Raw genomic sequence first — 21251 nt, forward strand, 5'->3', positions numbered from 1 at the left:
GCGCTATTATACTTCAAGTTCATTCGTCTGAATTAAATAGCGCATAACTTCAATTACAGCTACGTATAAATCTTCTGGAATCGTCTCATCTTCCTCGACTTGATAATATAAAGAACGAGCAAGTGGACGGTTTTCCACCATTGGTATTTCTTGTTCACGGGCAAGTGTTCGTATATATAATGCGAGCTCATCTTCCCCTTTTGCAACGACAATTGGTGCCGCATCAACGTGTTTATTGTACCTGAGTACAACTGAAATATGGGTCGGGTTGTTTACAATAAACGTTGCGCCATCCATCTTCTTCGCAATTGTTCCTTGCAAGATCGCATGCATAAAGTTTTTTCGTTTCCCTTTTACTTGCGGGTCCCCTTCATTATCTTTATGCTCCCTTTTTACTTCTTCTTTTTTCATCTTAATATCTTGTTCGTACTCCCATTTTTGATAAATGAAATCAATAATAGAAAGAATGATTAAAATAATTAAAATGGCTAAAAAGATAAATTTAATTTGGCTAATAATTTCAGTAAGTGACGCTGTCCAGTTAAATCCAATCATACTAACAATCTTCTCTAAATTCTTTTTAAAGAGAACATACGAAACGTAACCGATTAATCCCATATAAAACAGTGATTTCAAAATATCTACTAAACTTTTACGACTAAACAATCTCGTAAAATAGTTTTTCGGATTAATACGTGACGCTTTCGGTTTAATGACTTTAGAAGAAAATAGGAAGCCGACCTGAATCATATAATTGAATAAATGAAAAGCATATACGAGTATTAATATCGGAGCCGATACTTTCAGTAATAAAATCCCCATTAAATAAAAATACTCGGTTGAATCTGTATTTTTTCCAATTTGATCAAACAGCACCGCTACGGAATTTGCAATCTCATAACCTAGCCAATCTCCGAAAAAGTAAACGACAACTGCTAATACGAGAATGGAAAATAAATTATTTAAATCTTTACTCCGGGCAATATTCCCTTCTTCACGCGATTTTTTACGCTTCTGCGGGGTGGCCTTTTCTGTTTTATTATCCTTTGCCATGCGCGTCCCCCTACTTCGTTAAGAAAAAGTTAAATAGTTTCGTATACTCTTCAAGTAATACATCCGTCATATTTTTAAACACATAACCGAGCATCGGTACACTCATCGCAATAAACAAAATCCCACATGTAATTTTAATTACGTATGCATTCATAAAAACGTTTAATTGCGGAGCGTTTTTTGCGATTAAAATTAAAACAAAGTTAATGATGAATAAACTTCCCATAAGCGGCAGAGCAATTTCAACCGCTGATGTGATCGCAAATAATAACGTTGCGAGTAGACTATCTAAAAAACTAGTCGTCAACAATTTTGAAATCGCCTCTGTATATTGAAACGACTTTAAAATAGTGGCAACGAAATAGTTAATGCCGCCAAGTGAAATAAAAATAATAAGAAAAAATATATCAAAAATTGTTGATAGCAAAGTGGACTGTGACCCTGCATTTACATCAAACAAACTTGCTTGTGATAAACCAATATCAAAGTCTAAAATATGCCCTGCCATTTTCGGAATGTTCCACAGCATTTCTACAATTTTTGAAAGTGATAATCCAATTACAATTTGCGTTGCTGCATAAGCTGCAACGTCCCAAACTGTCTTGATGTGAGAGACATCCACTTGATCGGCCACTGTAATTGATAGAGCAAGTCCAACTGTAACCTTCGCCATTGCTGGAATGGATCGGCCTGAGAAAAACGGTAAAAAATATAAAAATGAAGTAATGCGACAAAACGCAAAAAACGTTGCCGCCCATAATTCCATATTCATTTCAGTTCACCTATCTTAGTACGAACGCAATAGCGATGGGATTTTATCAAATAAATCTAAAATAAGCATCGTTAACTCTTGGAACATCCACGGACCTAAAATGATAATAACGAGCACAATACTCGCCATTTTCGGTAAAAACGTCAGCGTTTGCTCTTGAATTTGCATCATTGCCATAATAACCGCGATAATAATAACGACAATCAGACTTACAACGGCAATCGGCATTAAAATCATAACCCCTTTATAAAAAAAGGTTTGGAAAATATCTATAATTGGTGACGTATTCATTTATATGACTCCTATCACATAGCATCAAGCGCTTCAGGCGACCGTCTTAAACATAATATCGACGATTTTTGTATATCCACCTAAATATACGAAAACGAGTATTTTAAACGGTAAACTTAAAATCATCGGCGGTACCATCATCATCCCGAGGTACATTAAAAGTGTACTAATAATCAAATCTATAAATACAAACGCTAAATAAATGAACATCCCTGTTAGTAAACCTTTTTGAATTTGCGTTAACGTAAAGGATGGTACGAGTGTAAATAAGGAAAGATCTTTCAAATCTTTCGGCAACTCTTCTCCGCGTACTTTCAGCATCATTTTCAAATCATGCTTATACGTATGCTTTGACATATATTCTTTCATAATAGGAGCTGTCGTTTCCGCAGCTTGGCTTACTGTTATTTTCTCTTTCGTCATCGGATCCCACACATCGCTCTTCAGTTGCCCGAGTACAGGCTGCATCGTAAAGAGTGATAAAAATAATGCAAGTCCAACAAGCACTTGGTTTGGTGGTAAATTCATTACCCCAAGTCCTTGACGTGTAATCCCAAGAACGATCATAAAATAAGTAAAATGTGTAAATAATAGAACGATAGAAGAAGATAATGATAAAAGGGTAACGAGCGCAAATAGTTGTACACTTGAATTACTCGTAAACTCTTTTCCATTTTCGAAATTAATAAAACCGTTCGGGGCCGCATACGCTGGATTTACAAAAATAATTGAAAAAACGATAGAAAATACGAAAATAACGGCTAATAATGATAACTGTTTCTTTATTCTCATGATGGATCCTCTACTTTTTTCGTTTCAGTCTTCACCGCGTCTTCTAGTGCTTGTTGAAACTGATTTCCTGTTCCGGTTAATTGCACAGACTGCACACCGTTATTACTAATAACAGTGAACACTTGCTTTCCGTCCACTTCAAATAAAAAGGCACTCGTTTGATGATTTAAATACACGCCGTCTTTTACCTGAATATGGCCATTTTCACCCTGCTTAAAAAACTGCTGTTTGCGCGTCTTTTTTGTCATATAATATGCACCGTAACCGAGCGCACCAAACAGTAAAACGACTTGAAATAAGGTCGTCATATACGACATATGACTCCTCCTCTACTCTTTATCTTGCATTTGACTTTGCGCTTTCATAAGCGCCGCTTGTTTCTTGTCAGCTTCAATTTCAGAAATGATAATACCGAATTTCTCGTCCATTACGATTGCTTCACCGATGCCGACTTTCATATTACTTAAATACACATCTACTTTATGTCCTAAGTTTTTCTCTACTTCAAGAACATCCCCAACTTTTAACTGCTTTACATCACCAAGCGTAATAGATGACTTTCCAAGCTTTACACCAAGTTCAATCGAAATATCTGAAACAGTATCAATATGTGCTTTGCCTGCTTCATTTCGCTTTCCTGCAAAATCTTCTAATCCCATTAATGACACAGGAGATACTTCATGCTTCATATGGATCCTCCTACTCTACAAAACTTTTAAATAGGAGCGCCTTACGCGTTCCGTCTTTTCCAATAAAACAATTAAATTTATGCTTTCCATCTACATAACCAAGTAATTCATCCGAAACTTTCGTATGAAGCGGAATAATATCGCCTTCTTCAATTTGTTCAATCTCACTCATTGTCATTTTCTGCTCACCAATTGCAACGTGAACAGGTTTGTACACTTGATTTACTTTCACTTCCACTTCAGACGTATACTTCCTACGTTTGTCCGAAGAATGTTCGACAATATTTTCAGACGTTAACTTATCCATAATTTCTTCAACAGATAAGAACGGAATTCCGATACGCACCGTCGTATTCCAAAAATCTGTTTTCATATTTACATTAAGTAATGAAATAATATCGCTCGCTGTCGTAATCTTTAATGCATTCGGATCTGTTTCCGTCGTTACAAATTTCGGTTCAATCGCAACAACACTTTCAAATGATTGCTCTAAATTTTTACAAAGAAGCAAGAATATATTATCAAGCGTTAAAAACTCAAATGCTGTTAACGGTCTACGCATCGTAAAGTTACGCTTACTATCTCCGCCAAGCCAACATTCATGAATATAAATAACGAATGCTAAATCAATCTCAATAACAATTTCTCCAAGCTCTGGTAAACCGAGATCAATTACACAATATAAATAATAATCTTTCGGCATTTTCTCCACATACTCACTCGTAAATGGAACTTGCTCAACCGTTGAAGGCTCTAGTTCAATTGGAATACGCATACGCGCTGATAACGTCTGTGACGTCTGTTTCCCAAACGTAGAAGCAATCGCTTGCAAACTACGTAAATGCTCAACACCGAACTTCTCTGGTCTATTAAAATCATACTCTTGAAATTTCTCTTGCTTTCCTGCTTCTTGTGCGAAAGCTGGCATTTCCTCGCCTTCATTTACCGCCTTCAGCAGGGCATCAATTTGCTCTTGGCTTAATTTTTCGCCACTCATGACAATCCCCTTCCCTACCTTTTCAATTCAACGATTTCAACGTACATCTTTCCATTCTTCGTCAAAATCTTTCCGGTTCCAATCTCTTCATTCTCAAGCATAAGACGCACCGTATTTTTCGTTGAATTTTCAAGACGATACAATGTACCTTTCGTAATATGAAGCAGATCTTCAATTTTCTTTTTCGTATTTCCGATTTCAAAATAAATTGTTAACGGAATATCATCTTGTAATTTCAAATCTAGCCAACTCCCATATCATGTTCACGAAAATTTCATGTTCTCTCTATATATGAAACTTCTTATTTTGAAACGTCGATATTTAATATTTTTTTAATATATCCTTGCGTTTCTTTAAATGGCGGTACGCCTCCGTACTTCCTCACATTCCCAGGACCAGCATTATAAGAAGCAAGCGCCAATACTAAGTCGCCGTTATTTTTCTTTAAATAACCGCTTAACTCTTTTACGCCACCTTCAATACTTTCAGCTGGTGAAAATGGATTCTTCACACCCATCTCCTTCACATTCGCTGGCATAAGCTGCATAAGACCCATCGCACCTGCATGTGACACCGTTTTCGGATTAAAATTAGACTCTACTTCAATCATTTTTTGAATTAACGTTTTCGGAATTCCGTATGTACGACTTACACGATCAATAATATCCTCATACTTCCCTTCATTGGAAGAACGTATTTTTTGAATATTATACTTCTTCGTTAATTCCCACGTATCAACAGCCTCATTTTTCGTTTCTGGGAAACGTCGTTCAAACTCTTTTTGCGCAACTTGCACTTCATCTGCTTTCTTCGTTTCAGCCTTTTCTTCAGGCTTACTCGCTTCCTCTACTTTATTAATAGTTTCTGCCGGTTTATTAACAACCGCTTCTATTTTCGTAGATTGTACCGGCTGACTCATATCTTCTACTTTTGCCGGCTGCGTAGTAGCCTTGGTCTCCTTCGCAGGTTCACTCTGCAACTTCTCTTGAAAACGACTACTAACGAATGCTTGTGGACTACTTAGCTTTTGCTGAATTTGCCCTTTCTTATATGCAAGCACTTCTTTTACTATATTTCCAACTATCATAATATCACCTTTTCGGTAAACAAAGATAATCTAATATTAGAGTTTTTTTTTAAAGTTTGCAATAATCCTTTTATAATTATGTAATAAAAAAATGAATATATTGTTAAACTGTTATTTTTTTATATTTATTAATTCGAATTTTTAGTTGACACCCGTTGTGGCAAGGATTACAATAAATCTCGAAATTGATTTTTTCGCATATTACCGTTTTTCAATTTGCAGAAAAGTCAATATAAAAAAATGGGGGTTTCTTAACATGAGAATTAATACAAACATTAACAGCATGCGTACACAAGAGTACATGCGCCAAAACCAAACAAAAATGAGCAATGCTATGGACCGTTTATCAAGTGGTAAACGTATCAACAACGCTTCTGACGATGCAGCAGGTCTTGCAATTGCAACTCGTATGCGTTCACGTGAAGGTGGCTTAAACGTTGCAGCTCGTAATACAGAAGACGGCATGTCTTTAATTCGTACAGCTGACTCAGCTTTAAACTCTGTATCAAACATCTTACTTCGTATGCGTGACCTTGCAAACCAATCTGCAAGTGAGACTAATACTAGTAAAAACCAAGCTGCAATGCAAAAAGAATTTGATCAATTAAAAGAACAAATTCAATACATTGCGGACAACACTGAGTTTAACGACAAAAAATTATTAGACGGATCTAATAGTACTATTAATATCCAAACTCTTGACTCACATGATAAAAATAAACAAATTACAATTTCACTTGATTCTGCATCACTTAAAAACTTAGATATTACAGATTTAGCCATTGGCTCAAACACAGTTAACAAAAATGATCTTGATACACTTAATAATTCTATGAAACGACTAGAAACTGCTGCTGCAGATGCAGCTGTACAAGCTCAAGACGTTACAGATGCAAAAAATGCTTTTAATAAAGTCAAATCAGGTTATACACCAGCAGAAGTAGAGAAAATGGAAGATGCTTTCAAAGCTTATGATAAAGTAGTAGCTGATCCAGCTAAAACTGATGCTCTTCTTAAAGCTGCTGCAGAAAAGATTAATACAGAATTTAAAACACTAACAGCACCTACGGCAACAGCATTCGATCCATCTTCTTCTGTTGAAAAAATCGATAAAGCAATAGAAACAATTGCTTCTAGCCGTGCTACTTTAGGTGCTACATTAAACCGCCTTGACTTTAACGTAACAAACCTTAAAAGCCAAGAAAACTCTATGGCAGCTTCTGCTTCTCAAATCGAAGACGCTGACATGGCGAAAGAAATGTCTGAAATGACTAAGTTCAAAATCTTGAACGAAGCTGGAATCAGCATGCTTTCTCAAGCAAACCAAACGCCACAAATGGTTTCTAAATTATTACAATAAGCCATTTGAGTTAGTTTCCTGAATAAACCTCTCTGCTTGCGGAGAGGTTTATTTTTTATTTATTAGCTTTAGAACACTAACTATATCAATCTATAAGGAGTGTCTATTATGCGTATTAGTACGAATATTTCGAGTATGAATGCTAGACAGTCGTTTTATGAGAATGAGAAACGTATGAATGTTGCGATGGAGCATTTGGCGACCGGTAAAAAGTTAAATACTGCTTTTGATAATCCCGCTAACATTGCAATTGTGACTCGTATGCATGCGAGAGCAAGTGGTATGCGCGTGGCGATTCGTAATAATGAAGATGCGATATCAATGCTTCGTACAGCGGAAGCTGCCCTTCAAACTGTGACGAATATTTTGCAGCGTATGCGTGATTTAGCTGTTCAATCTGCAAATGGTACAAATTCAAATAAAAACCGTGACTCACTCAGTAAAGAATTTCAATCTTTAACAGAACAAATTGGCTATATTGACGAGACGACTGAGTTTAATGATTTATCCGTATTTGACGGTCAAAACCGCCCTATTACATTAGATGATATCGGTCATACAGTAAATGTAACGAAACATATTCCCCCTGCCCCTACACAACATGACATCAAGATTTCAACAGAACAAGAAGCAAGAGCGGCGATTCGTAAAATTGAAGAGGCTTTACAAAATGTATCACTTCATCGTGCTAATCTTGGGGCTATGATGAATCGTTTACAGTTTAATATTGAAAATTTATATAGCCAAAGTATGGCGTTAACAGATGCTGCATCTCGAATTGAAGATGCGGATATGGCGCAGGAAATGAGCGATTTTTTAAAGTTTAAATTGTTAACTGAAGTTGCACTTAGTATGGTTTCACAAGCAAATCAAATTCCGCAAATGGTTTCTAAACTACTACAATCGTAAAAGTTCATTTTCCATCTTTGGAACGATTCCATACAAAATAAAAGGGAAATACATATAAACTATGTATTTCCCTTTTATTTTGTACCCAAATTTTTTTACTGTGTTACCGTCATAACTTGTCCACTACGATCAACCATAATTTTCATTTTACCGTCTTGTGCATTATATAGCCCTAGTTTATGTAATTCCATTTTACAATCTTGTACGAAAGTTGGTAATTTACGAATTTGATCGATATCAGAACTTGTAATGAAATGAATTAAAAGCTGCGTCATGCCCTTAATATCTTGTACAAGCTCTTCTTTCTCTCGTTTTAACCTTTCATTTTCTAGTTGTAACGACTGCAATTCACCTTCTAGGCTAAGTGTATTCTTTGCTTCTCTAGAACGCCCTGCTGCCATGCTAGAAAGCTTATAAATACCTTCCATAAACTGATGTAGTTCGTCTTCTTTCCTTTCACTACACTGATTAATTGTTTCAAAGTTATCAACGATACCAGATATAACTGTTACAAGATTTTTTTCATCCTCTTTATGCTGGATTTCTTCTTTTAATTCGTACTCGTTTTCTTGTTTTCTTGCAACAATTGTCTCTTTTACAGGTATATATTTTCTCTTTCGTCCTGGTTTTTGTTTTTCAATATTTTCAAACGGTATTTCACGTTTTTTCAATTTATAATACGTATTTTGCAATTGACTTTCTGTTTTTGGAAAAAGATTTAGTTCATTTTTACTTACGTATTTTGAAATATTTAAAATGTTTAAACCGTGACGCTGACAAAATTGATACACTTCATACAGTAGCTCTAGTTCAGATTTCAGCCATGTAATTGCTGATTTTTCGTACGCTCGCATCCCGCCATTTTTTTCTATATCTATTTGAAATAATACCATTCTATTATGTAAATCAACTAATTCTTCATACTTTACTTGGAATTCTTTTTCTATTTTTTTAAATTCCACCTCTAGTTGCATATCGTTTATTTTATTATTTGACATGTTTTGTAAAAGACCTAATACATTAATTGCTGTGTGGTGATACATAATCTGTGCCACTCCCCCTCATCCTTTCACAATTCTCATCTGACTCCCATGTCTTTTAAGAAAATAGCAATTTTTACATATCCATATTATAACAGTTCGAAATTATCTGTCAAATAATTAACATACAAAAATGTATAGAAAGTATAAAAATTTGGAAAATGTTTTTTATTAATATGTAAAATTGCATATTAATTACATTTAATTATATTATATGGTATTTTGAATATTTTTTCACCGAAAAAATTTGCGTTACCACGAAATGTTACTAAAATAACCTTCGAAAATACGTTTGCTTATATTTTCAAATCAAAAATCTTCATTTGAAGATTTTTTCATACATACAGCGCCAAACATCTCAGAAACCTTTCATTTTTCTGCCAGGTTAGAGTATAGAATACCAAAAAGGAATTAGCCAATACTACATATGGCTAATTCCTTCCTCTCTCTAACAGAATAGAGTTATAAACCCAATCTTCAAATCCTCAATCAAAGTCTCACTTCTTCTTACCTAAAACTACTTCATACCTCTGAACTCACATCGCATGAGACTCTATTAATCACTGAAAACTTACTTACATAAGTAGTTCCTCTATTCCTACTAAATAGAAAAATGTTATACACCAGCTCTTCTACTTACCTATAACCACTCTATATTTCTGGTCTCAACATCGCATAGGGCTCTATTAAGCACTGACCGCTCAACACTTAGCTAGAGCTTCTATTCCGGCTAAAAAGAAGCTTTTAAAGCACTAACTTATCAACTAAACCAATTAGCTCTTGAATATCTGGCTTACTTACTTGAGCATTTGCTCCTACAGCTTCACCTTTATGGAATAATTCATTTGTAATTAATGAAGAGAAAATAATGACTGGTAAACGATTCATTACTTCACTATCCTTAACTACTTTTGTTAAATGATGTCCATCCATTTTTGGCATTTCAATATCCGTAATTAGCAGGTGAATATGTTCAAACATTTTTTCGCCTTGCTCTTTCGCTAATTTTTCAATTTGCGCTAACGCTTCTGCACCATTGCTGAAGAAGTTCATTTTCGTATATCCAGCTGATGATAATGTTTCTTCTAATATTTGACGAAGCATCGCTGAATCTTCTGCAATATAAATTACTTTTTCAGCTCGATCTGTTTTTTGTTCTAACCCTGCAATTGATTTATTGTCATAACCAGTGCCGCTAATTTCACATACAATTTTTTCATAATCTAATAGTAAGATGATTTTGCCATCTAGTTTTACAATACCAGATGTCGTTTCTTCTAGTCCCATAGATAATGAAGCTGGTTCATCAATTTGTTCCCATGAAATACGTTGAATACGATGCACTTCATCAACGCGGAAAATAACTTTCATTTGGTTTAATTCTGAGATGATAAATTTCGTTTGATCAAGTGGCTTTGTTGACTTTAAATTAAGAGCCATTGCTAAGTTAATAACAGGTAAAATTTCACCACGTACTTGAACAACACCTTCAACTGCATGATGAGATTCTGGCACAGTTGTAACAGGGAATGGATTAATGATTTCACGTACTTTCATTACATTAATACTAAATAGGTTTTCACCAACAGTGTACGTAACAATCTCTAATTCATTTGTTCCGCTTTCTAATAAAATACTTTGTGCTTGTGACATAAAGGTGTCGCTCCCCTTCCATTAATTCCGTATATCTAATTATTAAGCTTTATAAAAGCGAAAAAGTCAACTACCTATATAAAAAATATAGATAGTCGAACGATTCATTTTATAAAAAAACAATTAATCTTGTATAAACGAAGCAAGTGCCTCTAATAACACTTCTTGTGCTCCTGCAACTTCCGTCGGCATTGCTTCCCATTTTTTCGAAAGCTCAGTCTCTACTCTTATTCTCAGCTCAGAATTCATTTCTGCTAGCACATATTCTTTCGTTGCTATATCAACATCAAGTAGCGCGAGTGCATATAATTCCGGGTCATTTATTTTTTCGAATAATCGTTTTAATACTACTGGTGCTATATGTTTTAATTTTTCAATATGAATTTCCTTATCCGAAAATAGTAACTCATACTGAATAAACGTAACATTTTCTTTAATCACTTTAAAATAACAATTATTTTTTTTATCATTCACAAAATAACCGTTTGGATCTGCAATAATACTCTCTACTTTACGAATTAAATCTGGCAAACTATTCGCCGCCATTACAGTCCGCTGCTCAATCTCATTCGGCGAAATGAATGTAACGCGATACTTATTTTGCGCCATCCTCCTCACCTCTCCTTTTATAGAAATTCAGTCTAATTGTATACTACAACTACCTTAAATTAACTTAAAACTATTTTATATTACCACTTCTTACACTACCATACTACTCTAGTAATGCTACATATCTCTGGTCTTACACATCGGTCGGGACTCTATTAGGCACTAACCGCTCCAAAACATCGCCAGGTCCTCTCTCAAAACCTAAAAAGTGCTTTTAAGAACCTTTCAATAACTCTATGTTATTAAACCAAAACGCTATCTGCTGATCCGTAATATTTGGCAACATAACAAAAAACTCACGACACTTCATCTCATCCTTAAACAGTTGATACTTCCAAATGCTATCGCTACCAACACTTATGAAATAAAACTCATGGATGCGGCCAATGATTGCTTGTTTTTCGCCAAATGAATATGGAGGCACTTGCTTAATTTCAAATTGATCTGGTAAATATACATGCTCTTCTCGTTCTATTTTTAATACTTGCTCGGCAAGTTCACGTTTATTTTCGAAAAAAGGCAATTGTAAAATTCGCTCTTGTCTTGTCATACGAATAAAAAACCCTTTCTACTCCATTACATTTTTTCCTTACGATATATTATCGAATTAAGTTTACAACTTCATTTAATACTTCATCTGAAACTTTAATTACTTTCGCATTTCCTTGGAATCCGCGTTGGTATAACATTAAGTCAACGAATTCTACAGATAAATCTACGTTTGCACCTTCTTGTGCACCACCACGTACTTTACCTGCACCGTTTTGACCAGATGCACCAAGAGCTAAAATACCTGTTGTATTCGTCGCTGTATAGTTACCATTACCGGTTTTCATTAGTCCGCCTTCGTTCGGGAACATCGCAACAGCTAATTGACCTGCAGATTTCATACTTCCATCAGAATATTTTACCATCACATATCCACCGTCAGCAATGAAGCAATCTTTAACCGTCGCTGCTGCTCTACCATCTACGTCTGTTACTGATAATGTTTTATCTGTTGGATGGTTTGTTAAATGACTTAAGTCTAATTTTATAGAGCCGCCATCGAATGGAATATTGGCTCCTTGCTCTTTCGGATTTGGATTTCCAACAGCATCAAATGTCATATTACCACCTGCACCTGGAACGTCCTTAAACTCTGTTTCTTTTTTCGAGTCATTACGCATTTGTACTTTATATGTATAATTATGTTCACTCGTTTGTTTAAACTCTACACGCATTGTCCATGTATTCCCTGCATTATCATATACAGGTAAATCTTGTGTAATTTGTTTTTCACCAGTTGGAATATTCCCTTTAATTGTCCCTTTCGATGTTCGAATACCACCAATTGCTGTTCCCATTGGAATTTGCAACGGTCCTGGAATTCCAGATAAATCAACTTCACCAGTTGCCTCATTTGCAGGGTATGCAAATACGTATTGACCTTCAGTATTCGTAATATAGTAATCTGAAGATATCCCAAACGTACCTTTACGAGTAAATTCCATATTTCCGCCCTTTGAATCACCTACAACGAAGAAACCATTACCTTCCATTGCGGCTTGTGTTTTGCCACCTGTTAACGTAATTGTACCATCACTATAATCCGTAACTGTACCACTCATTTTCACACCATTACCAATACTTTTCGGATTTGTTCCTGCGTATTTACCGTCACCTTTTGCACCAATCGAATTGTTATATAGTAAATCATCAAACATTGCTTTTTGTTTTTTATAACCTACTGTTTGTGCATTGGCAATATTATTTGAAGTTACACTTAATGCATTTTGTGTTGCATTCATCCCTGTAATACTTGTATATAACGCTTTAATCATAACGTATGGACACTCCTTATGAATTTGTAGTTTTTACTTCTTCAGTTACTTTTTGATCGTCTTTCTTTGCGTCTTCTGGGTTCGTTTCCCCAATCGGTTTATCAGACACCCTCTCAACGAAACGAAGAGATACAACCTTATTATTAATAACGAGCTGTACATCGTTATTTTCCGCAAGGCGAACTGTTTCTACTTGACCGGTTACTTTGTTTCCGTCACCGTCAACACCTCTTACGTATTTACCTAAAAACTTCATTCCACCATCAAGTGCTGTTGAATACATCGTTGATTGCAGCTTATCTACTGCTTTCGTCATATTCTGTACTTGTTCCATAAGAGATAACTGTGCTGTCTGATTCATCATTTGATTCATATCCATCGCATTAAATGGATCTTGATGTTGGAAACTTGATAAAAACAATTTTAAGAAATCATCTTTCCCCATTACACCAGGAGTCTTTTGCGCTCCTGCCGAAACTCCATTACTTTGTTGCACTGGCGATTGTACACCATTAACAGTTGCGTTTTTTGCTTGCGCTCCTGCTTGTAACGGAATATGATTTGTACTCGTTGTATTTAACCCAACTGTTGGCACGCTTTATTCCTCCAATAATCCCGCAAATTCTGTTGATTGTTGTTTTTCATGATTTGTATTTGCTAATTTCTGTTTTTGCCTTTGCTCTTGTTCTCGCTGTTCTTTTCGATTTTCATCTTTATCTGAATAGCTAATTTGAATATTGATTTCTTTTTCTTTTAATTTTAATTTCAATTCATCAAAAATGATTTCAACACGTTTTTTCGCATCGTGTTTTTCCATTTCTACGTGAACATCAATTTGATCTCCGTGTTTTTTCATAAACACTGTTAATGTACCAAGTTTTTCTGGATTTAACTGAAATAAAACACGTTCTTGTTTCACTACAAATTTTTGCAGCGCTTCTACTTGTGCTTCCATTTTCTTTCCTAAGTCAGGTAATGAAACTTTCTCAGCACCACTATTTGATTTCCCTACTTGTTCGGTACTCGTCGTTTTATTTAATAATTCTGCACCTGCAGAGCTCGAATCGTTTAATGCATCAACTTCTGGCAACTCTACCTTTGCGTCATCGCTCTCAAGTTTTGGAAGATCTACCTCTTTAGACTCTTCTTGTTCCTTTGCAATATTACAAGTTTCTGTTTCTACAACTTTCAATGCTTGCATAGTTTGCTCTGGCATCTTCATTTTGTCTAATACCATTTGCATTGTATCTTCTAAACATATAGCATTTTTGATATTCATATTTGAAAGAAGTTCTTGTAATTGTTGTAATTCAGCTGCAGGTAATTCATTAAGTTTAATATTGCCATATTCTTTATATAGCTCTTGTATTTTTTGTATGTATTGATATAACAATTCCGGCTGCACATGTAATTGCTCAATTGCAACCATTTGCTCAGATACAGCTAATAACAACTGTTCTGTCTCTTTTTTTTCTTCTTTCTTTACATTTGGTTCTTCTTTCGTTACCGATTTTTTAGAAAGAATATAATCTTTTTTCTCTTCTGGTGGTGCTTCTTCTCGTTTCGTTTTCTCCGTTTGCGGCTGTTTTTTATTTTCCATTCTCATCGTACGATCGAATGAAGAATCTTCATTTTTTGATTGTACTTCTAGCCCTTTTTCTTTTTGCGGAGGTAAACTTTGTTGCACCGGTAATACAGACTGTATCACTACATTCACCTCATCCATTCATACACATTTTCAAATCCAGAAGCATTTTTTCTTCCAGCTTTTCTTGTGCTTTCGCAAGCTTTTTACAATTTTCTTGATACATCTCATCAATGACACGTTCTTTTTCTTTTACTTGCTCTAAAAGGCTTTCATTTTTTTGAATAAAACCTTCCGTTTTTTTAATTTTTCGATTCCATTCTTCTATTCTTTCAGGTGAAAACGTATGTGAAGAAAGCATGCCCGCCATAATACGTTGCCCAGTTTGTACGACTTTACTACGCGATTTCACAACATATAAATCATATTCTTTTTTTTGTTCTATTTTTCTTTTTTCAGCTGTTAATTCATACACTTCTTTTAAAATATGTTCTTTTTCTTGATTTATTTGCAATTTTATTGTGTCGTACTGCTGTTTATCCACCTGTTTTCATAGCCCCTTCCTATTATAACGTTCTCTTTTTCTATTATATAGTTTTTTTCCAAAAAAATCTGTGAAATATTAAAAAACAAAAAAATAAGACCTCTTAGGCAGAGGCCTTATACTATATGGTGTATCGCTTCAACGATATCATCAAATTGGAAACTATCCGATCGACCTTGCTTTAAAAATGTATTTATACCTTCTACTTTATTTTTACATTCAAAAATATAAGCATTTTCTTCATTTTCTTGAATCGTTCCTAACTTAAAATACAATTCATTTTCTTTATAAATTGATAAAATTTTCCTCATTTCATTTGCAAGTTGCCAATGATGTGGTGACACGATTTCTTCCATAATCCTACTTACTGAATCTAATACTGAAATTGCAGGATAATGACTAAGCGTTGCAAGCTCACGCTTTAATACAATATGTCCATCTAAAATACCACGTGCTAAATCTGGTACAGGGCCATTTAAATCGTCCCCATCAACAAGCACCGTATAAATACCTGTTATAGATCCCTTTTGTGTTTTCCCGGACCGCTCTAACAGCTTCTTCATATAACTTTCCATTAACAGTGTTTTACCACCAATCGGTAACTCTTTAACAGCAATATCAACACTTCTTCGTGCATCGGCGAAACGAGTAACAGAGTCCATCATAAGTAATACGTTATTGCCTTGATCACGGAAGTATTCAGCAATAGACGTTGCGAGTTTCGCGGCACGAAGTTGCATAAGGTGACTTTCATCTGACGTCGCTACAACAACGACGCTTTTTCGCATCCCTTCCTCGCCTAACTCTTTTCGAATAAAGTCTTTTACTTCCCGGCCACGTTCTCCTACTAAACTAATAACGTTTATATCAGCTTTTGCATTTTTTGCTATCATTCCAAGTAAAGTAGATTTACCAACACCTGACCCAGCAAAAATACCAATCTTTTGACCGATACCAATTGTTAGCATAGAATCAATTGATTTTATTCCTGTTTCAAATACATCGGTAATCTCTTCACGTTCAAATGCATGTATAGGCGGTGCATCTAGTTTAATTTTCTGTAATGGAATGTTTTCAGCTTCCTCATTTAACACTTCACCATTTGCACTTAACACTTTGCCAAGCAAGTGATTACCACGTGGTACAACAACATCTTCTGAAACTAATGTCACTAAATCTCCATAACATACTTTTTCTGTCTGTTCAAATGGAAGTAGCATATTATTTTCTTTTTCAATAGCAATCACTTCACATAAGACGTTATGTTCTCCAACGAAGCAAACATCACCAATCTTCGCTTTCGGCCCTTTTGCTACGAAAAACTGTTCTTGTACACTATGAACTTTGCCCACTTTCGTATACAGTGGTGTTTCAATGAACTTATTCCATTTTTCGTTCTCATTCATTAACAGGCGGCTCATACATTTTGCTCCTCAAATAACTTCTCTTCTTCCCATTTCTGACGAAGTTTCGCAAATATAGGTGCAAATTTAAATTCAAAGAACTCTTTCTCTTCTTCCAGAACAAATTCACCAAACTGCAGGGAGAAATCATATTTCCATTCTACTAATTGTAGCAACCAATATTCTTTCGTATTTTCCTTCTCTTCTTGAATACGTTCAAACGTTTCTGGATGTACTGTAATGATTAATTTTTCAAATGAAGTTGGCAATGTTTGCACGATGCCAGTTAAAATAGGTAACACATCAAGCGATCGTGAATCTACCGCTTGATTCACGATTTTTTCTGCTAGATGAAAAGATTGATCCCATAATAACTCTGTCCATTCATATGCTGTTTCTTGTTGTTCTTTTTGAAACTGCACACGCGCTGCTTCCATCTGTTCCATTTGTTCATGAATATGCATTTGAAATTGTTCTTTATCTTGTAATAACTGCTGCCGCTCTCGTTCTAGCATTTGCTTCTCTTGCCTTAGCTGATTCATTTCCATATGTAATGACTCTTGCTGGGCGCGAAGCTCTGCATGATCAGCTTGTAATTCTTCCTCTTCTATTTGAACTGAAGCTGGTTTTGGAAATTGTAATTCATACGTTTCTTCAGAAAAAGAAACAGAATTCTTCGGAATTCTGTTTTTAAATAAGGACATCCTCTTCACCTCTTTGAACGATAATTCTTCCTTCTTTCTCTAGCTTTTTCACTGTACCAGTGATCGTTTGCTGCGCTTTTTCAGCATCCGTCATCTTAAGCGGTCCTAAGCCATCTAATTCTTCTAGAATCATCTCTTTACGGTTTGAAGACATACATGTAAATAGTTTCTCTTTAATTTCTTCTTTTGCAATTTTAAGTGCTTTCGCAAGAACACCGTTATCTGTAATTTCTTCTAATACACGGCGAAGCGCAAGATCTTCAAGACCAAGTAAGTCTTCAAAGACAAACATATTTTCTTTAATTTTCTCAGATAACTCATAATCGACTTCATCCAGCTTTTGAAAGACTGTTTTTTCAACACCACGTGAAACATTATTTAAAATGTTTACGATTGTTTTCAAGCCATCAGTTTTATTAATTGCACTGAATGCCATATTATTTAATTTCGATTTTAACAACTCACCAATTTGATTAATTAATTCACCATCAACTTGTTCTAACTTCGCAATACCCATTACCGTCTCTACTCGTTTATGATCTGGTAATCTCTCAATTAATTGAGACGCAAGTTGCGGTTTAATATAAGAAGCGATAATTGCAATTGTTTGTGGTGACTCATCATTAAGCACTGTAAGAAGTGGTTCTAAATCTGTAAGTGAATTTAAGAATTCAAATGGATTATCTTTGTTATACCAAAGATCTTCCAATAATTTTTCCAGTTCGTCTTCTGGCATGTTTTTAAATATGCGACGAATGTATTCTTTATCTGGAGTGACTAAGTTCAATTCTTTTACATTTAGTTCATATAAGAACTCTCCTAGTACATTTTCTAACGTTTCTGGTTTGTATACACGAAACTTTGCGATTTCACGAAGTAATACTTCTTTTTCCTCAGCTGTCATATATTCAATGACTTTTGCTGCCACCCCTTCTTCTAATGTACGAATAAGGATGGCAGCTTTTTCTTTGGAGGAGATTTCATCTAACATCGTTGTTCCTCCCTTACTGTCCGTTTAACCATTTTTTAATTACTTTTGCAGTTCCTTCTACATGTTCTTTCGTAGCATCCTGCACTTGTTCATCTAACGTTGGTTCTTTCGGTTCTTCTGGTTCAGGTTTTGGCTCTGGCACTATTTTTTCTTCAGGAATTTCCAAGATACTTTCATTACTTGCAGCCACTTCCTCTTCTGCTAAGTATTCTTCATATTCCTCTTCTTCTTTCTTTCTCTTACGTCTTGCTAATAAGAACCATACTAGACCACCGATTGCTAATAAGCCAGCTGTAATTCCACCGAATAACCACCAGTTCATACCACTTTTTTCTGGCTCTTTCTCTTTTTCGGCTTTCGGCTGATCGAACTGAACAGTTACAACGTTAACTTGACCATTTATAAAGTTACCGTTCGGATCAGCTTGAAGTCCTGCCGCTGTTCCAATTGCTTCTTTAAAAGTTGTCATATCAATTCTACGTTTTACTAGCGTATCATTATCTACCCATACAACAACATTTGTTTTCGTTAATTCTGGGTGTTTCTTAATTGTTTCAACTGTTTTATCTATTTCATAGTTTTCGATTTTGTTACCATTTTTATTATCATAGACAACTTTACCATTTTGATTATTGTTCGTACCGTAGTTTGGCACTTCACCGTTCGCTGTAATACCAGCACCTTGCTTCGTATCTGCCCCTTCTTGCGCAGTAGAGCTTTCCTCTTGCTCTTGTTTACTACGAAGTACACCTTTATCACCATACTTTTCTGACTGACGTGTAACTTCATCGTAGTTTACAGATACTTTCGTATTCACTTTATATTCATTCGGTTTAAACATCGTCATTAATGTTGCATCAATATCTTGCTTTAATTTACCTTCAAGTTGGTGCTGCATCTCTACTTCTTTCTCGTAAGAAGAGGAACTACTAGAATGTGCTTCATCTGTACCTTTTGAGATAACACCTTTTTTACTATCAATAACACTTACTTCTTCTGCCTTCACACCAGGAACTGCTGCACTAATCATTTGCTGTATACCTGCAACTTGATCAGCTGTTAACAATTGGCCACGCTTCACTCCAACCGTAATCGCCGCTGTTCCTTTTGCTTTTTCTTCATCAAAAATTGTCTCTTTTTCAGGCAATGTAATTTGAACATTTGCCGTTTCAACTGTCGCAAAGTTTCTTACAATATCTTGCTCCAATTGCTTCTTCGTCCCGACAATTTGCTTCATTTTTTTATCTTGCTCACTTGAACCGAGCGAGCTTTCTAATAAAATTTCCTCACCGCTTTTAGAATTAAACGGTAAGCCCATCCCATTCATTTCTTTTCGAACCCATGGAGCATCATTCTTTTGCACACGAATCGAACCATCGGCCGCTAATTGATAATCGACACCTAACTTCGATAATTCTGCTGTAATCTCTTGTTTATCTGTATCATTTAAATTTTGATATACAACAACATATTTATCTGGCAAGGTGAAGTATAAAAGTGCTCCTGTTACAATCGCTAAAAGCGCAGCACCAATTACTAACTTATGCCACGTTTTTAATGATTGGATAACATTTTTCATCTTTTCCATTTAAACACACCCGTCCACTTTCCTAAATTTGCATATTAATTAGTGACTTATAATTTTCAATAAGATTATCACGTACGAGAGCAGCCGTTTTCATTTGAGACTCAGCTTTCTTTTGCTGAATTAAAACGTCATGTGTTTCTCCTACCCCTTTAGTTAGTAAATCATATACTGCTGTTTGTGCATTGTTTTGCGTTTGATTCATATCTTCCAATAAATCAATAAACTTTTTCCCCGGAGCTACAGATGTTTCAGAAGTTTTCGGTGCACCAATTGACTGAATTGCTCCAAATGGTTGTGTATGTAACATTGGTTGGATTTTCATATTACTATCTTCCCCCTTATCCTCGGCCGATTTCTAAATCTTTATCAAGCATTTTTTTATTTGCATTTAATACACTCGTATTTGCTTCATACATTTTTTGAGCAACCATAACATTCGTCATTTCAGCAGTTACATCAATATTTGGATAACGTACATATCCTTCTTCATTTGCGTGCGGATGCGTCGGATCATACACTAAATTTTCCGTTTTGTCTGCTTCAATACTTTTTATCTTTACTCCGTTAGTAGGAGCCCCATCTAGCATACTTGCAAAACTATTGTTTGATTCTAGCACCACACTACGACGCTCATATAAATCTGCCCCCGGAGCCGCCGTCGTATTTGCATTTACAATATTGTTAGAAGTAACTTCCATCCACTTTCTCGCTGTCGTTAGCCCTGAGCCACTTGCATTAATTGCCTGAAACATCCGTTGTCTCTCCTTCTACTTTTAACGTCCGCGTGCCGCTTGGTTAATTGCATATTGTGTATTAATTGCGTTAACTGAAATACCGTATAACTGATTTGTTTTCATTAAATCTAGCATTTCTGTCGTTACATCCACACTATTTCCGTCTTTATTCGTTTGCATTGATTTTGTTTGAATCTTTGCATATGTATTTTTCGTATTTACTGTCGGCAAGTGCATTTCATTCGTTTGATATAAATCTGGATTGCTCTTTAAATCAGCCGCATTGTTTTTATATAATGCACTACTTTTATTCATCTGCTCAGCAAATGTTACATCTTGTGCTTTATAGCCAGGTGTATTCGCATTTGCAATATTACTAGAAACAGTATTTCGTTTCGTCACTAAATAATTCATATAATGGCTTACATCACTCACTAAATCTGGCATATTCCACACCCTTTCTTTTCTAACGTAATGATCCACTGATAGAAGTTTCATTTCATTATTTATTTTCTTATATGTGTTTATTAAAATATTTACTATTATGTACCCTTACATATTTTATTCCATTTTTCCATTATTGTCTTTAGAAAAATACAAAAATATAAAAAAGAATGCAAAAAACTG

At 35.2% G+C, this 21251-nt stretch carries 25 protein-coding genes and 1 pseudogene; 2 read left to right on the plus strand and 24 right to left on the minus strand.

The window, feature by feature from the left end; translation table 11 throughout:
* Positions 1–6: 6 nt before the first annotated feature.
* The 9 genes and pseudogenes from flhB to MRP26_RS03680 form a co-directional block, all read right to left on the minus strand.
* On the minus strand, positions 7–1053 hold the full coding sequence (gene flhB, locus MRP26_RS03640) for a flagellar type III secretion system protein FlhB (protein WP_001040120.1): 1047 nt from the start codon (positions 1051–1053) through the stop codon (positions 7–9).
* Between the two features lie 10 nt (positions 1054–1063).
* Positions 1064–1825 (minus strand): flagellar biosynthetic protein FliR, encoded by a 762-nt coding sequence (locus MRP26_RS03645; RefSeq protein ID WP_001055717.1) that lies wholly within the window; start codon positions 1823–1825, stop codon positions 1064–1066.
* Between the two features lie 15 nt (positions 1826–1840).
* Complete coding sequence (locus tag MRP26_RS03650) at positions 1841–2116, minus strand: flagellar biosynthetic protein FliQ (RefSeq protein ID WP_001098080.1); 276 nt, start codon at positions 2114–2116, stop codon at positions 1841–1843.
* A gap of 33 nt (positions 2117–2149) precedes the next feature.
* Complete coding sequence (locus tag MRP26_RS03655; RefSeq protein ID WP_001220582.1) at positions 2150–2908, minus strand: flagellar type III secretion system pore protein FliP; 759 nt, start codon at positions 2906–2908, stop codon at positions 2150–2152.
* Positions 2905–3225, minus strand: a complete 321-nt coding sequence (locus MRP26_RS03660; protein WP_000121178.1) for a hypothetical protein — start codon at positions 3223–3225, stop codon at positions 2905–2907. Before MRP26_RS03660 ends, MRP26_RS03655 begins: the two co-directional genes overlap by 4 nt.
* A 12-nt stretch (positions 3226–3237) precedes the next feature.
* Positions 3238–3597 (minus strand): flagellar motor switch protein FliN, encoded by a 360-nt coding sequence (fliN, locus tag MRP26_RS03665; protein WP_000680010.1) that lies wholly within the window; start codon positions 3595–3597, stop codon positions 3238–3240.
* A gap of 10 nt (positions 3598–3607) precedes the next feature.
* Complete coding sequence (gene fliM, locus MRP26_RS03670) at positions 3608–4594, minus strand: flagellar motor switch protein FliM (RefSeq protein WP_000012361.1); 987 nt, start codon at positions 4592–4594, stop codon at positions 3608–3610.
* A gap of 14 nt (positions 4595–4608) precedes the next feature.
* Complete coding sequence (locus MRP26_RS03675; RefSeq protein ID WP_000775712.1) at positions 4609–4833, minus strand: flagellar motor switch protein FliN; 225 nt, start codon at positions 4831–4833, stop codon at positions 4609–4611.
* Positions 4834–4916: 83 nt separating this feature from the next.
* A pseudogene (locus MRP26_RS03680) lies at positions 4917–5681 on the minus strand (lytic transglycosylase domain-containing protein); the annotation flags it as partial.
* 256 nt (positions 5682–5937) lie between these two features.
* Between MRP26_RS03680 and MRP26_RS03685 the strand changes: the two are divergent.
* Positions 5938–7041, plus strand: a complete 1104-nt coding sequence (locus tag MRP26_RS03685) for a flagellin N-terminal helical domain-containing protein (protein WP_001222396.1) — start codon at positions 5938–5940, stop codon at positions 7039–7041.
* Positions 7042–7149: 108 nt separating this feature from the next.
* On the plus strand, positions 7150–7950 hold the full coding sequence (locus tag MRP26_RS03690; protein WP_197241893.1) for a flagellin N-terminal helical domain-containing protein: 801 nt from the start codon (positions 7150–7152) through the stop codon (positions 7948–7950).
* A 95-nt stretch (positions 7951–8045) separates the two neighbouring features.
* On the opposite strand, the gene MRP26_RS03695 is transcribed toward MRP26_RS03690, so the two are convergent.
* From MRP26_RS03695 to flgB, 15 genes are all read right to left on the minus strand, one after another.
* Positions 8046–8993 (minus strand): DNA-binding domain-containing protein, encoded by a 948-nt coding sequence (locus MRP26_RS03695; RefSeq protein ID WP_242806014.1) that lies wholly within the window; start codon positions 8991–8993, stop codon positions 8046–8048.
* 741 nt (positions 8994–9734) lie between these two features.
* Positions 9735–10643: a chemotaxis protein gene (locus tag MRP26_RS03700; protein ID WP_000075943.1), complete on the minus strand. Its 909-nt coding sequence runs from the start codon at positions 10641–10643 to the stop codon at positions 9735–9737.
* Positions 10644–10766: 123 nt separating this feature from the next.
* Positions 10767–11252, minus strand: coding sequence for a LysR family transcriptional regulator (locus MRP26_RS03705; protein ID WP_197242233.1), 486 nt, complete (start codon positions 11250–11252; stop codon positions 10767–10769).
* A gap of 214 nt (positions 11253–11466) precedes the next feature.
* Entirely contained in the window at positions 11467–11802 is a 336-nt protein-coding gene (locus MRP26_RS03710) for a DUF3964 family protein (RefSeq protein WP_063536039.1), read from the minus strand.
* 49 nt (positions 11803–11851) lie between these two features.
* Positions 11852–13075 (minus strand): flagellar hook protein FlgE, encoded by a 1224-nt coding sequence (locus MRP26_RS03715; protein WP_000588320.1) that lies wholly within the window; start codon positions 13073–13075, stop codon positions 11852–11854.
* 16 nt (positions 13076–13091) lie between these two features.
* Positions 13092–13670, minus strand: a complete 579-nt coding sequence (locus MRP26_RS03720) for a flagellar hook assembly protein FlgD (protein ID WP_016082176.1) — start codon at positions 13668–13670, stop codon at positions 13092–13094.
* A 3-nt stretch (positions 13671–13673) separates the two neighbouring features.
* Positions 13674–14783, minus strand: coding sequence for a flagellar hook-length control protein FliK (locus MRP26_RS03725; RefSeq protein WP_140155646.1), 1110 nt, complete (start codon positions 14781–14783; stop codon positions 13674–13676).
* A 10-nt stretch (positions 14784–14793) separates the two neighbouring features.
* On the minus strand, positions 14794–15204 hold the full coding sequence (locus MRP26_RS03730) for a hypothetical protein (RefSeq protein ID WP_000360860.1): 411 nt from the start codon (positions 15202–15204) through the stop codon (positions 14794–14796).
* Positions 15205–15320: 116 nt separating this feature from the next.
* Entirely contained in the window at positions 15321–16625 is a 1305-nt protein-coding gene (gene fliI / locus MRP26_RS03735) for a flagellar protein export ATPase FliI (RefSeq protein WP_069355338.1), read from the minus strand.
* Positions 16622–17311: a FliH/SctL family protein gene (locus MRP26_RS03740; protein ID WP_016082179.1), complete on the minus strand. Its 690-nt coding sequence runs from the start codon at positions 17309–17311 to the stop codon at positions 16622–16624. The genes fliI and MRP26_RS03740 overlap by 4 nt, the downstream gene beginning before the upstream one ends.
* The gene (gene fliG, locus MRP26_RS03745) at positions 17298–18302 is read right to left on the minus strand and encodes a flagellar motor switch protein FliG (RefSeq protein WP_000883364.1); all 1005 of its coding nucleotides are present in this window, start codon (positions 18300–18302) and stop codon (positions 17298–17300) included. The genes MRP26_RS03740 and fliG overlap by 14 nt, the downstream gene beginning before the upstream one ends.
* A 13-nt stretch (positions 18303–18315) precedes the next feature.
* On the minus strand, positions 18316–19890 hold the full coding sequence (locus MRP26_RS03750) for a flagellar M-ring protein FliF C-terminal domain-containing protein (RefSeq protein ID WP_030024830.1): 1575 nt from the start codon (positions 19888–19890) through the stop codon (positions 18316–18318).
* 22 nt (positions 19891–19912) lie between these two features.
* Entirely contained in the window at positions 19913–20212 is a 300-nt protein-coding gene (gene fliE, locus MRP26_RS03755; RefSeq protein ID WP_000701668.1) for a flagellar hook-basal body complex protein FliE, read from the minus strand.
* Positions 20213–20228: 16 nt separating this feature from the next.
* The gene (flgC, locus tag MRP26_RS03760) at positions 20229–20642 is read right to left on the minus strand and encodes a flagellar basal body rod protein FlgC (RefSeq protein WP_000484680.1); all 414 of its coding nucleotides are present in this window, start codon (positions 20640–20642) and stop codon (positions 20229–20231) included.
* 21 nt (positions 20643–20663) lie between these two features.
* Positions 20664–21122 carry a flagellar basal body rod protein FlgB gene (gene flgB, locus MRP26_RS03765; protein WP_003277601.1) on the minus strand — a complete coding sequence of 153 codons (459 nt, stop codon included), beginning with the start codon at positions 21120–21122 and terminating at the stop codon, positions 20664–20666.
* Positions 21123–21251: the final 129 nt, after the last annotated feature.

Source organism: Bacillus sp. CCB-MMP212 (assembly GCF_022748145.1).
Lineage (GTDB): Bacteria > Bacillota > Bacilli > Bacillales > Bacillaceae_G > Bacillus_A > Bacillus_A cereus.

Excerpts from the sequence above, each read along its gene's own strand:
- MRP26_RS03710 (WP_063536039.1), bottom strand. The coding sequence starts at position 11,802 with ATGACAAGACAAGAGCGAATTTTACAATTGCCTTTTTTCGAAAATAAA.
- MRP26_RS03690 (WP_197241893.1), top strand. The coding sequence starts at position 7,150 with ATGCGTATTAGTACGAATATTTCGAGTATGAATGCTAGACAGTCGTTT.
- flgB (WP_003277601.1), bottom strand. The coding sequence starts at position 21,122 with ATGAAACTTCTATCAGTGGATCATTACGTTAGAAAAGAAAGGGTGTGG.
- fliG (WP_000883364.1), bottom strand. The coding sequence starts at position 18,302 with ATGTTAGATGAAATCTCCTCCAAAGAAAAAGCTGCCATCCTTATTCGT.
- MRP26_RS03750 (WP_030024830.1), bottom strand. The coding sequence starts at position 19,890 with ATGGAAAAGATGAAAAATGTTATCCAATCATTAAAAACGTGGCATAAG.
- fliM (WP_000012361.1), bottom strand. The coding sequence starts at position 4,594 with ATGAGTGGCGAAAAATTAAGCCAAGAGCAAATTGATGCCCTGCTGAAG.
- MRP26_RS03660 (WP_000121178.1), bottom strand. The coding sequence starts at position 3,225 with ATGTCGTATATGACGACCTTATTTCAAGTCGTTTTACTGTTTGGTGCG.
- flgC (WP_000484680.1), bottom strand. The coding sequence starts at position 20,642 with ATGTTTCAGGCAATTAATGCAAGTGGCTCAGGGCTAACGACAGCGAGA.
- MRP26_RS03685 (WP_001222396.1), top strand. The coding sequence starts at position 5,938 with ATGAGAATTAATACAAACATTAACAGCATGCGTACACAAGAGTACATG.
- MRP26_RS03655 (WP_001220582.1), bottom strand. The coding sequence starts at position 2,908 with ATGAGAATAAAGAAACAGTTATCATTATTAGCCGTTATTTTCGTATTT.
- fliE (WP_000701668.1), bottom strand. The coding sequence starts at position 20,212 with ATGAAAATCCAACCAATGTTACATACACAACCATTTGGAGCAATTCAG.
- fliN (WP_000680010.1), bottom strand. The coding sequence starts at position 3,597 with ATGAAGCATGAAGTATCTCCTGTGTCATTAATGGGATTAGAAGATTTT.
- MRP26_RS03695 (WP_242806014.1), bottom strand. The coding sequence starts at position 8,993 with ATGTATCACCACACAGCAATTAATGTATTAGGTCTTTTACAAAACATG.
- MRP26_RS03705 (WP_197242233.1), bottom strand. The coding sequence starts at position 11,252 with ATGGCGCAAAATAAGTATCGCGTTACATTCATTTCGCCGAATGAGATT.
- MRP26_RS03650 (WP_001098080.1), bottom strand. The coding sequence starts at position 2,116 with ATGAATACGTCACCAATTATAGATATTTTCCAAACCTTTTTTTATAAA.
- flhB (WP_001040120.1), bottom strand. The coding sequence starts at position 1,053 with ATGGCAAAGGATAATAAAACAGAAAAGGCCACCCCGCAGAAGCGTAAA.
- MRP26_RS03715 (WP_000588320.1), bottom strand. The coding sequence starts at position 13,075 with ATGATTAAAGCGTTATATACAAGTATTACAGGGATGAATGCAACACAA.
- fliI (WP_069355338.1), bottom strand. The coding sequence starts at position 16,625 with ATGAGCCGCCTGTTAATGAATGAGAACGAAAAATGGAATAAGTTCATT.
- MRP26_RS03740 (WP_016082179.1), bottom strand. The coding sequence starts at position 17,311 with ATGTCCTTATTTAAAAACAGAATTCCGAAGAATTCTGTTTCTTTTTCT.
- MRP26_RS03645 (WP_001055717.1), bottom strand. The coding sequence starts at position 1,825 with ATGAATATGGAATTATGGGCGGCAACGTTTTTTGCGTTTTGTCGCATT.
- MRP26_RS03700 (WP_000075943.1), bottom strand. The coding sequence starts at position 10,643 with ATGTCACAAGCACAAAGTATTTTATTAGAAAGCGGAACAAATGAATTA.